This is a genomic window from Burkholderia sp. AU30280 (assembly GCF_020420125.1).
GTDB lineage: Bacteria > Pseudomonadota > Gammaproteobacteria > Burkholderiales > Burkholderiaceae > Burkholderia.
On the sequence record NZ_JAIZRY010000010.1, the window covers coordinates 126,027 to 140,910 of the forward strand.

Annotated in this window: 15 protein-coding genes; 7 read left to right on the forward strand and 8 right to left on the reverse strand. The window is 66.3% G+C overall.

Going from position 1 to position 14,884, the window contains the following annotated elements; all coding sequences use genetic code 11:
- The first annotated feature begins 5 nt into the window (after positions 1-5).
- Positions 6-344 carry a P-II family nitrogen regulator gene (locus LGN17_RS23095; protein WP_006398637.1) on the forward strand — a complete coding sequence of 113 codons (339 nt, stop codon included), beginning with the start codon at positions 6-8 and terminating at the stop codon, positions 342-344.
- 143 nt (positions 345-487) lie between these two features.
- Here LGN17_RS23095 and LGN17_RS23100 read toward each other — a convergent pair whose 3' ends face one another.
- Together LGN17_RS23100 and LGN17_RS23105 are read right to left on the reverse strand one after the other, a co-directional pair.
- The gene (locus LGN17_RS23100; RefSeq protein WP_226198772.1) at positions 488-1,567 is read right to left on the reverse strand and encodes a porin; all 1,080 of its coding nucleotides are present in this window, start codon (positions 1,565-1,567) and stop codon (positions 488-490) included.
- Positions 1,568-2,129: 562 nt separating this feature from the next.
- On the reverse strand, positions 2,130-3,056 hold the full coding sequence (locus LGN17_RS23105; protein ID WP_226198773.1) for a LysR family transcriptional regulator: 927 nt from the start codon (positions 3,054-3,056) through the stop codon (positions 2,130-2,132).
- A gap of 130 nt (positions 3,057-3,186) precedes the next feature.
- On the opposite strand from LGN17_RS23105, the gene LGN17_RS23110 reads away from it, so the two are divergent.
- On the forward strand, positions 3,187-3,681 hold the full coding sequence (locus tag LGN17_RS23110) for a GNAT family N-acetyltransferase (RefSeq protein ID WP_226198774.1): 495 nt from the start codon (positions 3,187-3,189) through the stop codon (positions 3,679-3,681).
- Positions 3,682-3,735: 54 nt separating this feature from the next.
- Here LGN17_RS23110 and LGN17_RS23115 read toward each other — a convergent pair whose 3' ends face one another.
- The 4 genes from LGN17_RS23115 to LGN17_RS23130 all read right to left on the reverse strand — a co-directional run bounded on the left by LGN17_RS23115 (position 3,736) and on the right by LGN17_RS23130 (position 6,945).
- Positions 3,736-4,515: an ABC transporter ATP-binding protein gene (locus tag LGN17_RS23115; protein ID WP_226198775.1), complete on the reverse strand. Its 780-nt coding sequence runs from the start codon at positions 4,513-4,515 to the stop codon at positions 3,736-3,738.
- Positions 4,516-4,533: 18 nt separating this feature from the next.
- Positions 4,534-5,247 carry an ABC transporter permease gene (locus LGN17_RS23120; protein WP_059233487.1) on the reverse strand — a complete coding sequence of 238 codons (714 nt, stop codon included), beginning with the start codon at positions 5,245-5,247 and terminating at the stop codon, positions 4,534-4,536.
- Positions 5,244-5,933, reverse strand: a complete 690-nt coding sequence (locus LGN17_RS23125) for an ABC transporter permease (protein WP_027786761.1) — start codon at positions 5,931-5,933, stop codon at positions 5,244-5,246. The genes LGN17_RS23120 and LGN17_RS23125 overlap by 4 nt, the downstream gene beginning before the upstream one ends.
- A gap of 229 nt (positions 5,934-6,162) precedes the next feature.
- Positions 6,163-6,945, reverse strand: coding sequence for an ABC transporter substrate-binding protein (locus LGN17_RS23130; protein ID WP_175951039.1), 783 nt, complete (start codon positions 6,943-6,945; stop codon positions 6,163-6,165).
- A 369-nt stretch (positions 6,946-7,314) separates the two neighbouring features.
- Between LGN17_RS23130 and LGN17_RS23135 the strand changes: the two genes are divergently transcribed.
- Positions 7,315-8,010, forward strand: coding sequence for a pirin family protein (locus tag LGN17_RS23135; protein ID WP_226198776.1), 696 nt, complete (start codon positions 7,315-7,317; stop codon positions 8,008-8,010).
- A 70-nt stretch (positions 8,011-8,080) separates the two neighbouring features.
- Here the strand turns inward: LGN17_RS23135 and LGN17_RS23140 are convergent, their stop codons facing one another.
- Complete coding sequence (locus LGN17_RS23140; RefSeq protein ID WP_226198777.1) at positions 8,081-8,632, reverse strand: periplasmic heavy metal sensor; 552 nt, start codon at positions 8,630-8,632, stop codon at positions 8,081-8,083.
- A gap of 224 nt (positions 8,633-8,856) precedes the next feature.
- Between LGN17_RS23140 and LGN17_RS23145 the strand changes: the two genes are divergently transcribed.
- Both LGN17_RS23145 and LGN17_RS23150 read left to right on the forward strand, forming a co-directional pair.
- Positions 8,857-9,582, forward strand: coding sequence for a response regulator (locus LGN17_RS23145; protein ID WP_009693256.1), 726 nt, complete (start codon positions 8,857-8,859; stop codon positions 9,580-9,582).
- Entirely contained in the window at positions 9,566-10,882 is a 1,317-nt protein-coding gene (locus tag LGN17_RS23150; protein ID WP_175951042.1) for an ATP-binding protein, read from the forward strand. Before LGN17_RS23145 ends, LGN17_RS23150 begins: the two co-directional genes overlap by 17 nt.
- A 42-nt stretch (positions 10,883-10,924) precedes the next feature.
- On the opposite strand, the gene LGN17_RS23155 is transcribed toward LGN17_RS23150, so the two are convergent.
- On the reverse strand, positions 10,925-11,191 hold the full coding sequence (locus LGN17_RS23155; protein WP_014896379.1) for a hypothetical protein: 267 nt from the start codon (positions 11,189-11,191) through the stop codon (positions 10,925-10,927).
- A gap of 511 nt (positions 11,192-11,702) precedes the next feature.
- Here LGN17_RS23155 and LGN17_RS23160 point away from each other — a divergent pair.
- The gene (locus tag LGN17_RS23160; RefSeq protein WP_226198778.1) at positions 11,703-13,460 is read left to right on the forward strand and encodes an ABC transporter permease; all 1,758 of its coding nucleotides are present in this window, start codon (positions 11,703-11,705) and stop codon (positions 13,458-13,460) included.
- Between the two features lie 22 nt (positions 13,461-13,482).
- On the forward strand, positions 13,483-14,820 hold the full coding sequence (locus tag LGN17_RS23165) for an AAA-associated domain-containing protein (protein ID WP_226198779.1): 1,338 nt from the start codon (positions 13,483-13,485) through the stop codon (positions 14,818-14,820).
- The last annotated feature ends 64 nt before the right edge of the window (positions 14,821-14,884 follow it).

Here is a 14,884-nt window from a genome sequence, read left to right on the forward strand (position 1 = left end):
CCATCATGAAACGCATCACCGCCATCATCAAGCCGTTCAAGCTGGACGAAGTCCGCGAAGCGCTCGCCGAAGTGGGTCTCACGGGCCTGACCGTGACGGAAGTGAAGGGCTTCGGCCGCCAGAAGGGCCATACCGAGCTGTATCGCGGCGCCGAATACGTCGTCGACTTCCTGCCGAAGATGAAGATCGAGGTGGTCGTCGCGGAAGCGCAGGTCGACCAGGTGATCGACGCGGTGATCGGCGCGGCGCGCACCGGCAAGATCGGCGACGGCAAGATCTTCGTGTCGGACGTCGAGCGCGTGATCCGCATCCGCACCGGCGAGGAGAACGAAGCGGCCGTCTGAGCGCCGCATTCGTCAGTGGGCCGCACGAAACCGGCCCGCCAATAAAAAACGGTGCGATACCCGGTTGGGTACCGCACCGATACGCGCCTCTCGCAGCAGCGTGGAAAACGTCGTCGAATCGATTCTTTGAGTACGGCGCCTGATCAGAACAGGTGCTGGATACCGGCGTAGACGCCGGTCTGGCTGCCGCCCGGATTCGGGTTGCCCGTCGACACGGCCGTACCGGCGCCGTTCGCGTTCAGGCCGAAGTTGGCGTTCTTGCTGTTGCGCACCGTAGCGACCTGCAGGTCGAACAGCGTGCGCTTCGAGATGTTGTACGAGCCGCCGACCGTGTAGATGTTCGCGTTGCCGCCGCCGTGGTTCGCGTTCACGTGATACGCGGCCGCGATCAGCGCCGCTGCCGGCGTCGCCTGCCACGTCACGCCGCCCCAGACCTGTTGGGTGCCGGTGATGCCGTTGTTCGCGGGTACGATGCCGGTGCCGTCCGCGCGCGATACCTGGTACGCCGCCTGCAGCTTGAACTGGCCGAGGAACACGTTTGCACCTGCGAAATATTCACGCGAGTAGGTGAACACGTCGGAGAAGCGGCCGTTGCTGTCGCGGGTCTCATCGTAGATGCCGCGCAACTGGAACAGCGAATTGGTATAGGTAACCTGAGCGCCCATCGCACGACCCGCTGCGCCGGCCGTCGTGTTGCCGTTGAAGCTGGTCGAGTTCGAGAACGAGAACTGGCCGTAGAAGTCGAGGCCGTAGAACTGCGGCGACTGGTACGACACGTTGTTGCTGGTCTTGTTCCAGTTGCGGCCGCGCACCAGCGATGCCGTCGACCAGGCCGACTGGCCGAACGGGTCGAAGTCCCACACGCCGTTGGCGATCGCGAGTTCGCGACCCAACAGCAGCGTACCGTAGCGGTCGTTGGAGATACCGACCGTCGCATAACGATCCCAGATCGAGCCGCTGAAGCCGCCCGTCATCGTGTTGAACGCGCCTTCGAGGTGGAACAGGATCTTGTTGCCGCCGCCGATGTCCTCGGTGCCCTTCAAGCCCCAGAGGCTCGTGCCCCAGTCGCCGCTTTCCGCGCGCACTTGGTGGCCGTTTTGCAGGCCGTTCATGTACTCGATGCCGGCATCCAGGCGGCCATACAGCGTGACGCTGCTCTGCGCGTGCGCCGTCACCACCCCAGCAGCCATCAGCGCGGCCGCGACCAAAGCTTTCTTCATCATCTCCTCCATACCCTGTCAAAAAGTCAACCCAGACTGCACGAGATGCCCGGAGCGCGAGCGCCGGGCAAAAGCGGGATAACCAGGGAGACCTCGTGCAGGGCCGGTAAGCGCAGCACGCGGGCAAGCGGACGGAAAACCGTTGATTGGTCCCGCGCAGCCGGGTCGGCCTGCGGGGTCTCCTTGTAGTGTCGTGAAGCTAAACTACATTTCACGAACTTCGTTTTGCTACTTTGGTTACTAATTTAGCAAAAATACAATTTTGTGGCGATGGAAATCGTTGTTTGACTAACACCTGTCGTCAAATTGCCATGCAACACGGTGCGCAACCGGTGCGCCAAGGGTTTGCAATTAACGGAAAACCCTTGTCCCGCAAGGCAGACACGAATTTCACAAACAGGGGTCAAGGATTGCCACTATTGACGTTGCGAGGGCGCAAGCGTAAGCGCCCGGCATGAGAAATTGGTAAGTATTTCGTAATGAACGGGCGGCTGCCGGACGCCGCCAGCCGGTGCTTGTCGTGCCCGTTCGGTCACGCGCCACGCGATGCATCGGCGTGCGTCGGTCAGGCAGGCTCCGGCCTTGCGTCGAGCAACTGCGCGCGAATCCAGCGATGCGCATCGGTGCGCGCATGTTTCGCGTGCGAGTAGACCTTCACGGTGTAGCGCGGGATCTCGAACGGCGCCGGAAAGATGCGGATCGGCGCGGCGTGCCGCAGCGCCTGCGCGGCGCGGTGCGGCACGGTCATCAGCAGCGCGGATTCCGCGATCACGAACGGCGCGGCCAGCACGGTCGGCAACTGCACGGCGACCTGGCGCGCGAGGCCGAGCCGGTCGAGCACATGGTCGACGACGCCGCGCGACTCGTTCCACGGCGTGACGACCACGTGGCGTGCCGCCAGGTACTGGTCGAGCGTCAGCCGCCGGCGGATGTCCGGATGCGTGGCGCTCGCGATCACGACGTAGTCGTCGGAGAACCAGTCGAAGTCCTCGATGCCGGGTGCGTCGGCCGCTGATTCCTCGTGGTAGCCGAGCGCGAAATCGATGCGGCCGGCCGCGAGTTCGTCGACGGAGATCTTCCGGTCGGAATGGATGACGCGGATCCGCAAGCGTGGTGCCACATGCTGGATGCGGGCGAGAAACGCCGGCAGCACGGCGAATGCCGTGTAGTCGGTCGCCGCGAACACGAACGTGCGGTCGCTGTGCGCGGGATCGAAGCGGCGCGCGCGGGCGAGCCCCTTCGACATCGCGTCGAGTGCGTCGCCGGCCCAGGTCGCGATGTCGTCGGCGCGCACGGTAGGCTGCATCTCGTTGCCGAGGCGCACGAACAGCGCGTCGCCGATCGCGTCGCGCAGCCGTGCAAGCGCGTGGCTCAGCGCGGACGGGCTCAATGCGAGTTCGTGTGCGGCCGCGGCGACGGAGCGGTGACGGTACAGCGCATCGAACACGAGCAGCAGGTTCAGGTCGAGGCGGCGCAGATCGGGATGCATCATGTTCAGGTCCAGATGAAGAAACTGCACTTCCTGCAGGCGCAGCGTGAACGTAGCATGACGACCTGATTGGCGCCAGCGCGGCTGCGCGGCGCCGTATTCCGTTTCAAGTCAGGGCCGGAGGGCTCAACCCGTGCAAATCGACATCCGTTCCGCCACCGTCGCCGACGTGCCGCAGATCCTGCGTTTCATCACCGAGCTGGCCATCTACGAGAAGGCGGAACACGAAGTGATCGCGACGCCCGCGTCGCTCGAGCGCAGCCTGTTCGGCGAGGGATCGCCGGCGCGCGCGCTGATGTGCGAGGTCGACGGCGAGCCGGCCGGCTTCGCCGTGTATTTCTTCTCGTATTCGACGTGGCTTGCCCGGCAGGGGCTGTATCTCGAGGATCTGTACGTGTCGCCGCGTTTTCGTGGTGCGGGCGCCGGGCTGCGGCTCTTGAAGGCGCTCGCGCGGATCGCGGTCGAGTCGGGCTGCGGGCGTTTCGAGTGGAGCGTGCTCGACTGGAACGAGCCGGCGATCCGCTTCTACGAGAGCGTCGGCGCGGCGCCGCAGAGCGAATGGGTGCGCTACCGGCTTGCAGGCGACGAACTGCGCGCGTTCGCCGACGGCGCGCCGGTGACCGCGTAAACGCAAAACGGGCGCCGCGCGGCGAACCGCGGGCGCCCGCTCGTGCGGCGTGCGTTACTTGAGGCTGCCCGACAGGAACCCGCGCAGGCGTTCGCTCTTCGGGTTGGCGAACACCTCGGACGGCACGCCTTCTTCCTCGACGCGGCCCTGGTGCAGGAACATCACGTGATTCGATACGTTGCGCGCGAAACCCATCTCGTGCGTGACGACGATCATCGTGCGGCCTTCCTCGGCGAGCTTCTGCATCACCTTCAGCACTTCGCCCACCAGTTCCGGGTCGAGCGCCGACGTCGGCTCGTCGAACAGCATCACGTCCGGATGCATCGCCAGCGCGCGCGCAATCGCCACGCGCTGCTGCTGGCCGCCCGACAGGTGCGACGGATACTGCTTCTCGACGCGCGGCGCGAGGCCGACTTTCTCGAGATATGCGCGGGCGCGCTCCTCGGCTTCCTTCTTCGGGATGCCGAGCACGTTCACGGGCGCTTCCATCACGTTCTCGATCACGTTCATGTGCGACCAGAGGTTGAAGTGTTGGAACACCATCGACAGCTTGGTGCGCACGCGCTGCAGCTGCTTCGGATCGGCCGCGCGCAGCGCGCCGGCCTTGTCGAGGGCGGTGCGCACTTCCTCGCCGTCGACGAAGATGCGGCCGGCGTTCGGCTGTTCGAGGAAGTTGATGCAGCGGAGCATCGTGCTCTTGCCGGAGCCGGACGAGCCGATCACGCTGATCACGTCGCCCGAGTTCGCCTTCAGCGACACGCCCTTGAGCACCTCGTTGTCGCCGTACCGCTTGTGCAGATCGTCGACGAAAAGCTTCTGAGTCTGGGAATTCATCAATAGTCCTGCGAAAACTTACTTGCCTTGCGGGCGCAGATACGCGAGCCAGCGGCGCTCGGCCTGGCGGAACAGCCACACGAGCGTGAACGAGATCACGAGATAGAGCAGGGCGGCGATGCCGAATGCATGGAACGACATGTAGGTCGCCGAGTTGACGTCGCGGGCGATCTTCAGGATGTCCGGCACGGTCGCGGTGAAGGCGACGGTGGTCGCGTGCAGCATCAGGATCACTTCGTTGCTGTACAGCGGCAGCGCGCGGCGCAGCGCCGACGGCAGGATCACGCGGCGATACATCGTGAACGTCGACATCCCGTACGCACGCGCGGCTTCGATCTCGCCGTACGACGTCGCCTTGATCGCGCCCGCGAAGATCTCGGTGGTGTACGCGCAGGTGTTCAGCGTGAACGCGAGCAGCGTGCAGTGCATCCCGTCGCGGAAGAACGCGTCGAGCATCGGCGTGCCGCGCACGGCCTGCAGGCTGTAGAGGCCCGTGTAGCAGAGCAGCAGCTGCACGTAGAGCGGCGTGCCGCGGAATACGTACGTGTAGAGCCACACGGCGCTCGACAGCCACTTCTTCTTCGACACGCGCGCGACCGCGAGCGGTATCGACAGGCAGAAGCCGAGGCCGATCGACACGACCAGCAGCCACAGCGTGATCGCGACACCGGTGATGCGATAGCCGTCGGTATAGAGATAGTTGCGCCAGTATTCTTGGATGAGTTCGATCATAGGTCAGCCTTGCGGACGCCGGTCGAGTAGCGCTTTTCGAGCCACATCAGCACGAAGTTCGAGATCGTCGTGATCGCGAGGTAGACGGCGCCCGCGATCAGCGTGAAGAAGAAGAACCGCAGCGTGCCCTTGCCGGCATCCTGCGACGCCTTCACGACGTCGGCGAGCCCGATGATCGACACGAGCGCGGTCGACTTCACGAGCACCTGCCAGTTGTTGCCGATGCCCGGCAGCGCGAAGCGCATCATCTGCGGGAACATGATCCGCGTGAACACCTGCCAGCTCGTCATCCCGTACGCGCTGCCGGCCTCGAGCTGGCCGCGCGGCACCGACAGGAACGCGCCGCGGAACGTCTCGGTGAAGTACGCGCCGTAGATGAAGCCGAGCACGAGCACGCCGGCGAGGAACGGGTCGATGTCGATCTGGTCCCAGCCGAGTGCGTCGGTCGCCATGTTCAGCCAGATCTGCAGGCTGTAGAACAGCAGCAGCATCAGCACGAGGTCGGGCACGCCGCGGATCAGCGTCGTGTAGACGGTGCCGACGCCGTTCGTGAACCGGTTGCGCGACAGCTTCGCGCCCGCGCCGAGCAGGCCCAGCAGGAACGACAGCGCAAGCGAAAGCACCGCCAGCTTGACGGTTTGCCAGGTGCCAGCGAGGATCAGCGGGCCGTAACCTTGTAGAAACATATGTGGTCCCTGGTGTGGTCCCTTAGGGCGCACGCGGTGCGCCGCGAAAGACGCGTCCGCCAAGCTGCGCGGAACGCCCCGTGCGTATCATGACCGTCCGCCCCGGCAACGGTGCCGGGCCTGTCCGTCGCGCGAGCGGCGGGCGAGGGGGCGGGCGGCGCGTGGTCGACTGCCTGTACTGCGCGGATGCGGGGCCGCCCCCGCATCCGTTGCCGCTTCTTTTCGTTGCTCAGCGGGCCGAAGCCGAATAGACGCTGAACGCGAAATACTTGTGCGACAGCCGGTCGTACGTGCCGTCCTTGTGCATGTCGGCCAGCGCCTTGTTGATCTTGAGCTTCAGGTCCGTATCTTCCTTGCGCAGGCCGATCGCGGTGCCGTCGCCGATCGTCTTCGGATCCTTCACTTCCGGCCCGGCGAACGCGAAGCCCTTGCCGCGCGGCGTGCGCAGGAAACCGTAGTCGGCTTGCAGCTCGTCCTGCAGCGTCGCGTCGAGACGGCCCGAGCCGAGATCGGCATAGACCTGGTCCTGGTTCTGGTAAGGAATGATCGTCACGCCCTGCGGCTCCCAGTACGCCTTCGCGTAGGTTTCCTGCGTCGAGCCCTGCTCGACGCCCACGCGCTTGCCCTTCAGCGATGCGATCGTCGGCAGCAGCGGCGAGCCGGTCTTCGCGATCATCCGCGCCGGCGCGTCGTATACCTTGTCGGAGAAGTCGATCTGTTCGCGGCGCTTGTCCGTGACGGTCAGCGACGACACGATGACGTCGTACTTCTTCGCCTTCAGCGCCGGGATGATCCCGTCGAGATCCTGCGCCACCCACACGCATTTCACGTTGATTCGCTTGCAGATTTCCTTGGTGAGATCGACGTCGAAGCCGACGATCTCGCCGCTCGGCGCGGTCGACTCGAACGGCGGGTAGCTGGCGTCGACGCCGATCCGCACGGTCTTCCACTCCTTCGCGAAGGCGCTGCCCGCCACGAGGGCGAGGGCGGCGCACAGGGCGGCCTTCTTCATTTCCATCCTTTTGTTGCTGACTTTCCGGGAGCGCTCGCGGCCGGTTGGACCGGGCGCCGCGGCGTATTCTAGACGGCCAAAAATCGCCGATCGGCGCTCTGGCAATGGCGGCCGCCGCAACGGCGAACGCCAAAAGGCCGGTATTTTACCCGAACGCGATACCCGGAAACCGGCAATCCGGGCGGACCGATCGATTCTTCGACACATTGATCCGGCTGTTGCGATAATCGTCGCATTCGCATTGAGCATTGCATCGATTGCAACCGCGGGTGCAACGATGCGGTGCGCAAGCGGCGGATTGTGGCGCGATTGGCACACTCATAAAGTGACGGCATACCAGAACAGAGCATCTCACGGAGTGTCCGTCCCATGTTCCAGATCCGCCGCGCCGCCGATCGCGACCAGCGCAGCCATGGCTGGCACGAATTTCTTCACAGCTTTCCTCTCTCGTCCGGCCGAAGCGGGCCGTCGGCGTTTGGCGCGTTGCGCGAACTGAACGAGGAATGCATCGCACCGACCCGCGGCTACGGGATGCGGCCGTACCGCGACGCGGAAATCGTCACCTACGTGCTCGGCGGCGCGCTCGCGCATCGCGACAGCCTCGGCAACGGGGCGATCGTCCGCGCGGGCGGTGTGCAGCGCGTGAGCGCCGCCACCGGCGTCATGCTGAGCGAAACCAACGCATCGCGTGACGAGCCGTTGCGCCTGCTGCGGATCTGGCTTGCGCCGGCCGGCGCGGGCGGCCGTCCCGGCTACGCGCAGACGCGCTTTGCCGACGACGAGAAACGCGGGCGGCTGCGGCTGGTGGCGGCGCCGGACGGTGGCGATGGCGCGCTGTCGATCGGGGCGGACGTACGCATCTTCGCGGGGCTGATCGACGGCGATGAAGCGGCGGCGTTCGACGTGCCGGCCGGGCGCCGCGCATACGTGCACGTGGTGCGCGGCGACCTCGAGGTGAACGGCCGCGCGCTGGCCGCGGGCGACGGCGCGCGGATCGGCGACGTGGACGCGGTGTCGTTCGCGCGCGGCCGGGCGGCCGAGGTGCTGCTGTTCGACGTGGCCTGAAACGCAAGAAGGGGACGCGGGCCGGTGCCCGCGTCCCCTTCGATGCCGCTCCGGGGAGCGGCCCGCCGGCTTACTGCGCCGGCGCCGACGCGGCCTTGGCCGCGCGATGCTGCTGCCAGCGCTCCTTCATCTTCTCGTGGCGCTGTTCCATCTTCGCGAACTGCTGTTTGAGCGCCGTGCTGACCATCGTCTTCTGCGGGTCGTTCAGCCCGTTGTAGAACGTGAGCCACGCGGCGGACGTCTGCTCGCGCAGTTGCGCGTTCTGCGACTCGGCCTGCTGGCGTGCCGAGTGCATCGCGTTCAGGTCGAGGATCGGCTGGTTCTGCTGCGCCTTGAACTGGTCGCGCATCTGCTCGTGGCTCTTGCGCATCGCTTCACGATTTTGCTTCATCGTGTTGACGGCCGCCTGCCATTGCTGTTCCTGCGACGCATTGAGCTTCAGCTGGTCGTGCAGTTTCATGATGGCGCCGAACGGGCCGCCTTCGTGCCCGCCGTGCATCTGGTGGGCGCCGGGGCCGCCCGGAGGCGGCATGTCGTCGGGCTGCGCGGCATGCGCGGTGCCGAATGCGAGAGCGAGCACGGTGGCGGCCGCGATGGCCACGCGGGAAGTCTTCTTATACATTTCAGAAACTCCTTGTATCCAAAGGGTCCGGCGATGCGGTGCCGGGAACGCCGAGTACCGCATCCGGTAAGACGCAGGTTAGCGATGCAGGCCGCTGCCGGTGTTACGTGGGGCGGCGGCTGGGTTACCGCGCATTACACTTGCCTTGCGCGGTAACCCGCAGTAACCCTTTCGTCCCTTTGTTTCGTTCTTTGACCCCGCCCTCGCGCGGTAAACTTCGAGCCATGACTACCCAGATCCTCATCGTCGACGACGACCAAGAACTCCGAGACCTGCTGCGCGACTACCTCGTGCGCCAGGGGATGGAAGTGTCCGTGCTGCACGACGCGGCGACGCTCGAGAAGCGCCTCGAGCGCGAGCGGCCCGACCTGATCGTGCTGGACCTGATGATGCCGGGCGTCGACGGCCTCACCGCGCTGCGCCAGTTGCGCGCGGCCGGCGACGACATCCCCGTGATCATGCTGACCGCCCGCGCGGACGACGTCGACCGCATCGTCGGGCTCGAGCTCGGCGCGGACGACTACCTCGGCAAGCCATTCAACCCGCGCGAGCTGCTCGCGCGCGTGCAGGCCGTGCTGCGCCGCCGCCGCGCGACGCCGTCGGCGGCGGCTCCCGAACAGCGCGAGCCGTTCGCATTCGGCCGCTTCGTGCTCGACTTCCAGGCGCGCACGCTGTCGGTCGACGGCAAGCCGGCCACGCTGTCGAGCAGTGAATTCGCGCTGCTGAAGATCTTCGTGAACCATGCGCTGCGCACGCTGACGCGCGAGCGGTTGCTCGAGCTGCTGCACGGGCCCGAGTACGACGGAACTGACCGCGGCATCGACGTCCAGGTGTGGCGCCTGCGCCGCATCCTCGAAACGGATCCGTCGACGCCGCGCTTCATCCAGACGGTGCGCGGGCGCGGCTACGTGTTCGTGCCCGACGGCGAGGCCCATGCGCAAACCCATTGATTCGCTGTTCGGGCGGCTGGCGCTGCTCGTCGTTGGCGTCCTGCTCCTGTCGCATTTCGCGTGGTTTTTCGCGATGCGGCTCGAGCGCAACCAGATGCAGACGCGTTATGCGGTCGAGGAGGCCGCGTTCCTGGTCGACGCGGTGCGCCAGCACGTCGAGCGCACGCCCGACCAGCCGTTGCCGTCGCGCGTGCGGCTCGTGACGCCGGACAGCGCCGACGTGCCGAAGGGCGGCGACGAGAACCTGCCGGCGCCGCTCAAGCGGTTCCGCGACGACGTGAGCGAGCGGATGCCGCCCGGCACGCGCGTCGAGATCGGCGCGCCCGGCCATCCGCCGGTGCTGTGGGTGAAGGAGCCGACCGACCGCAACTGGATCGTGGTGCCGGTTCAGCCGCTGCGGCCGCCACGCTCGCTCGACCGGATGCTGTTGTGGCTCGGCACGATCTTCTCGGCCGGCGTGATCGCCGCGCTGTTCGCCGCCTGGCAGCTGCAGCAGCCGCTGCGTTCGTTGGCGCGCGCGGTCGGCCGCTTTGGCCGCGGCCAACCGGTGCCGCCGCTGCGCGAGCGCGGCCCGCGCGAGCTGCGCCAGCTCACGCATGGCTTCAACCAGATGGTGGAACAGGTGTCGCAAGCCGAGAGCGACCGTGCGGTGATGCTGGCGGGCGTGGCGCACGACCTGCGCACGCCGCTTGCGCGGATGCGCCTGCGGGCGGAAATGATGGACGACGTCCGGTTGCGCGATGGCGTCGTGCGCGACGTCGATTCGATGTCGCACATCGTGGATCAATTCCTGGTGTTTGCGCACGGCGGGTCCGATCGCAGCGAACCGGTGCCGGTCGATCAGACGTGCGAGCGGATCGCGCGCAGCTATCGCGCGGTCGCGCCGAATGCGCCGACGGTCCAGACCCGGCTCGACGCCGATCCGGGCTTCCGGCTGCCGACGGCGACGCTCGACCGGATCCTGTCGAACCTGCTGGACAACGCCCATGCGTACGGTGCGCCGCCCGTGCTCGTCGAGACGGCGCGCACGTCGACCGGCTACGTGTTGTCGGTCAGCGACAGCGGCGGCGGGATTGCGCCGCGCGACCTCGCGGCGGCCACGCGGCCGTTCGTGCGGCTCGACCCCGCGCGCGGCGGCAACGGCCACAGCGGGCTCGGGCTCGCGATCGTCGAGCGGCTCGTACTCAGGCTGGGCGGGGCGTGCGACATCGGCAACCGCCCCGAAGGCGGCCTGCGCGTCGCGATGACGTTCCCGTTCGAGGTCGTGCCGAAGGACGAACGCCACGCACAGGCCGCATGAGCGGCTGCGGCGCCAGCCCGGCCGGGCCGGCGCCGCGCGGCATCATTCGCCGAACAGCGTACCGAGCGTCTCGGCCGCGTTGCTGTCGATGGTGTTGTAGGTCACGCTGGTGGCCTCGAAGATGTAGACGGTCGTATACCGGCCGAGGCGTTCCAGGATTTCCTCCTGCAGCGATTCAGGCACGATGTTCATGTTCAGGTACCACGCCGTCGACGACAATCGCGTCTGGAACGACCCGTACTCCTGCATCAATTCGTAGAACGCGTCGGCATCCTGATCGCGGCAGACGATCACCAAGTTTCCTGCCATTCCCTTTCCTCCCGCTCGTCGATTGATCCCCAGGGCCTGTTGACATCGGGCACGCGCATGCATTGCCATCGGACCGTCCGCAACAGACCCCACGGGCCAGCCCTGATCATACCCGCTTAGTCGTATCCGGCTGGTGACCTCCGACAGGGTTTGCGCACGCGTGCGGCTGGCGGGTTCACGGGCGGGCCGGATCACGGCATAATTCGTGCCTGCATGCCAGCCGAAAGACTGCGGCCGGGCTGCTCGACCCGCGCACCCGCCTTCCGCCCACGCGCCCGCCAGGCACGATCCGTGCACCGCGTGCGCCGTTCCCGGACGGTTGTACCTGAAATACAGGTTGGTGTAGTGTCGTGCCGTCGCGGGCCGGCTCGTCCGGGGCGCGGCAGCGCATGCACGCGCGGCGCCCCGCGCTCGCGCGATCGTCAGTCAATCGAATTACCGCACCCGTGCGCTTTGCCATGAATCAACATCGACTGCCGGCTTCGTTCGGCCTTACCGGGGAGAGCGCCTGATGGACGTCGGATTCTTCAATCCGAACCGGACCGCCAACGCGTCCGCGTGGCGCGTCCTGCCGAACCGGTGGGATTTCATCGCGTTTCCGCTGATCATCTGCCTGCTCGCGATGGCGATCGTCGGTTTCCACGAAACGATGGCGCCGATCGGCACCCTGCAGACGCAGAAGATCTCGCTCGACCCGTCGAACCTGCCCGAATACGCGTTGCGCACCACGCTGCGGATGCTCGCCGCGATGGTTGCGTCGCTTGCGTTCACGCTGATCTACGGTACGCTCGCCGCGAAAAGCCGGCGTGCCGGCATGGTGCTGATCCCGATCCTCGACATCCTGCAGTCGGTGCCGGTGCTCGGTTTCATCTCATTCACGGTCACGTTCTTCCTCGCGCTGTTCCCGAGCCGCGTGCTCGGCGCCGAGCTCGCGGCGATCTTCGCGATCTTCACGAGCCAGGCGTGGAACATGACGTTCAGCTTCTACCAGTCGCTGCGCACGGTGCCGCGCGACCTGGACGAAGTGTCGCGCGGCTTCCACCTGACGTCGTGGCAGCGCTTCTGGAAGCTCGAAGTGCCGTTCTCGATGCCGGGCCTGATCTGGAACATGATGATGTCGATGTCGGGCGGCTGGTTCTTCGTCGTCGCGTCGGAGGCCATCACCGTCGGCAACCAGACCATCACGCTGCCGGGCATCGGCGCGTACCTCGCGCAGGCGATCTCGGACAAGAACCTCGGTGCGATCGGCTGGGTGATCCTCACGATGACCGTCGTGATCCTCGCGTACGACCAGCTCCTGTTCCGCCCGCTCATCGCGTGGGCCGACAAGTTCCGGATGGAAAACACCGCGTCGGGCGATGCACCGCAGTCCTGGCTGCTCGACCTCGTGCGCCGCACACGGCTGATTCATCAGCTGCTCGTGCCGGCCGGCTGGTTCTTCGCGAAGGCCGCGCGGATTCCGCTGCGCCTGCCGCTGTCGGGTGCGATGCGCTTCTCGCTGCCGAAGGTCGAGAAGAAGGCGTCGCGCACGGTCGACATTGCGTGGGCGGGACTCCTGCTGATCGGCACGGCGTATATCGTGTGGCGCGTCATCAGCTTCGTGTCGACCGGGGTGACGATGACCGACGTCGGCCATGTGCTTGTGCTCGGGCTCATCACGCTGCTGCGCGTGGTCGTGCTGATCGCGATCGCGTCGGTGATCTGGGTGCCGATCGGTGTGTGGGTCGGGCTGCGCCCGAAGCTCGCCGAAAAGCTGCAGCCGCTCGCGCAGTTCCTCGCGGCGTTCCCGGCGAACCTGCTGTTTCCGGTGTTCGTGATCGTGATCGCGCGCTTCCACCTGAACCCCGACATCTGGCTGTCGCCGCTGATCGTGCTCGGCACCCAGTGGTATATCCTGTTCAACGTGATTGCCGGCGCGACGTCCTACCCGAACGACTATCGCGAAGCGGCGACGAACTTCCGCATCCGTGGCTGGCAGTGGTGGCGGCAAGCGATCCTGCCCGGCATCTTCCCGTACTACGTGACCGGCGCGATCACCGCATCGGGCGGTGCCTGGAACGCGAGCATCGTGTCGGAAGCCGTGCAGTGGGGCAATACCAAGATCGAGGCGCACGGCCTCGGCGCCTATATCGCGCAGACCACCGCGGCCGGCGATTTTCCGAAGATCATCCTGGGCATCGCCGTGATGTCCCTGTTCGTTACCCTGTTCAACCGCCTGCTGTGGCGTCCGCTGTATGCTTTCGCCGAAGCGAAGCTGCGGCTCGACTGAGACCGATTGAGAGCGAAACGCGATGCACAATCCGAATGCTGTAAACGCCCCCGTCCAGACGAACCAACCGCCGCGCCTCGGTGAGGAAATCCTGCGCGTCGATCATGTCTGTCGCGGCTTCAACAAGACGCAGGGCGAGCTGCTCGTGCTCGACGATGCAAACCTGTCGCTGCGCGAAGGCGAGATCGTCGGGCTGCTCGGCCGTTCCGGCTCGGGCAAGTCGACGCTGCTGCGCATCATCGCCGGGCTGATCGAGCCGACCGGCGGCGAAGTGACCTACCTTGGCCAGCCGCTGCGCGGCCCGGCCGAAGGCGTCGCGATGGTGTTCCAGACTTTCGCGCTGTTCCCGTGGCTCACCGTGCTGCAGAACGTGGAGGCCGGCCTTGAAGCGCTCGGCGTCGGCGCACGCGAGCGGCGCGAGCGCGCGCTTGCCGCCATCGACCTGATCGGTCTCGACGGCTTCGAGAACGCGTACCCGCGCGAACTGTCGGGCGGCATGCGCCAGCGCGTGGGCTTTGCGCGCGCGCTCGTCGTCGACCCGACGATCCTGCTGATGGACGAGCCGTTCTCCGCGCTCGACGTGCTGACGGCCGAGACGCTGCGTACCGACCTGCTCGATCTGTGGACGCAGGGCCGCATGCCGATCAAGTCGGTGCTGATCGTCACGCACAACATCGAGGAAGCGGTGTTCATGTGCGACCGGATCCTCGTGCTGTCGTCGAACCCGGGCCGCGTGATCGCCGAGATCAAGGTGCCGTTCAAGCATCCGCGCAACCGGCTCGACCCGGCGTTCCGCAAGCTCGTCGACGACATCTACGCGAAGATGACGGCCCGCCAGACCGGCGAGGCGACGAAGAAGGGGCTCGAGCTCGGCAGCTGGCTGCCGCAGGTGTCGACCAACCTGATGGCCGGCCTGATCGAGACGCTCGCGATGGCGCCGTACCACGGCCGCGCGGACATGCCGGAAATCGCGCGCACGCTGCACCTCGAGGTCGACGACCTGTTCCCGATCGCCGAAGTGCTGCAGTACCTCGGTTTCGCGGACGTGCGGGAAGGGGACGTGTTCCTGACGCCGCCCGCGCGCGTGTTCGCGGAATTCGGCACGCAGGAGCGCAAGCTGATGTTCGCGGATCACCTGCTGAAGCACGTGCCGCTCGCCGCGCGGATCAAGAAGGTGCTGAACGAGCGCCCGGGCCATCGTGCGCCGCGCGTGCGCTTCGAGCAGGAGCTGGAGGATTTCCTGTCGGACGGCGCCGCCGAGGAGACGCTCGACGCGGTGATCGACTGGGGCCGTTATGGCGAGATCTTTTCGTACAACGACCAGACCGAGATTTTCAGTCTCGAGGACGTCGAGTCCTGATCGACATGCCGGGCCGTACGGCCCGGCATGTGTGTATCCGCCGCGCGTCATGCGCCGCGCATCG

Excerpts from the sequence above, each read along its gene's own strand:
- LGN17_RS23135 (WP_226198776.1), top strand. The coding sequence starts at position 7,315 with ATGTTCCAGATCCGCCGCGCCGCCGATCGCGACCAGCGCAGCCATGGC.
- LGN17_RS23125 (WP_027786761.1), bottom strand. The coding sequence starts at position 5,933 with ATGTTTCTACAAGGTTACGGCCCGCTGATCCTCGCTGGCACCTGGCAA.
- LGN17_RS23100 (WP_226198772.1), bottom strand. The coding sequence starts at position 1,567 with ATGATGAAGAAAGCTTTGGTCGCGGCCGCGCTGATGGCTGCTGGGGTG.
- LGN17_RS23115 (WP_226198775.1), bottom strand. The coding sequence starts at position 4,515 with ATGAATTCCCAGACTCAGAAGCTTTTCGTCGACGATCTGCACAAGCGG.
- LGN17_RS23145 (WP_009693256.1), top strand. The coding sequence starts at position 8,857 with ATGACTACCCAGATCCTCATCGTCGACGACGACCAAGAACTCCGAGAC.
- LGN17_RS23155 (WP_014896379.1), bottom strand. The coding sequence starts at position 11,191 with ATGGCAGGAAACTTGGTGATCGTCTGCCGCGATCAGGATGCCGACGCG.
- LGN17_RS23130 (WP_175951039.1), bottom strand. The coding sequence starts at position 6,945 with ATGAAGAAGGCCGCCCTGTGCGCCGCCCTCGCCCTCGTGGCGGGCAGC.
- LGN17_RS23160 (WP_226198778.1), top strand. The coding sequence starts at position 11,703 with ATGGACGTCGGATTCTTCAATCCGAACCGGACCGCCAACGCGTCCGCG.
- LGN17_RS23140 (WP_226198777.1), bottom strand. The coding sequence starts at position 8,632 with ATGTATAAGAAGACTTCCCGCGTGGCCATCGCGGCCGCCACCGTGCTC.
- LGN17_RS23095 (WP_006398637.1), top strand. The coding sequence starts at position 6 with ATGAAACGCATCACCGCCATCATCAAGCCGTTCAAGCTGGACGAAGTC.
- LGN17_RS23150 (WP_175951042.1), top strand. The coding sequence starts at position 9,566 with ATGCGCAAACCCATTGATTCGCTGTTCGGGCGGCTGGCGCTGCTCGTC.
- LGN17_RS23105 (WP_226198773.1), bottom strand. The coding sequence starts at position 3,056 with ATGATGCATCCCGATCTGCGCCGCCTCGACCTGAACCTGCTGCTCGTG.
- LGN17_RS23165 (WP_226198779.1), top strand. The coding sequence starts at position 13,483 with ATGCACAATCCGAATGCTGTAAACGCCCCCGTCCAGACGAACCAACCG.
- LGN17_RS23120 (WP_059233487.1), bottom strand. The coding sequence starts at position 5,247 with ATGATCGAACTCATCCAAGAATACTGGCGCAACTATCTCTATACCGAC.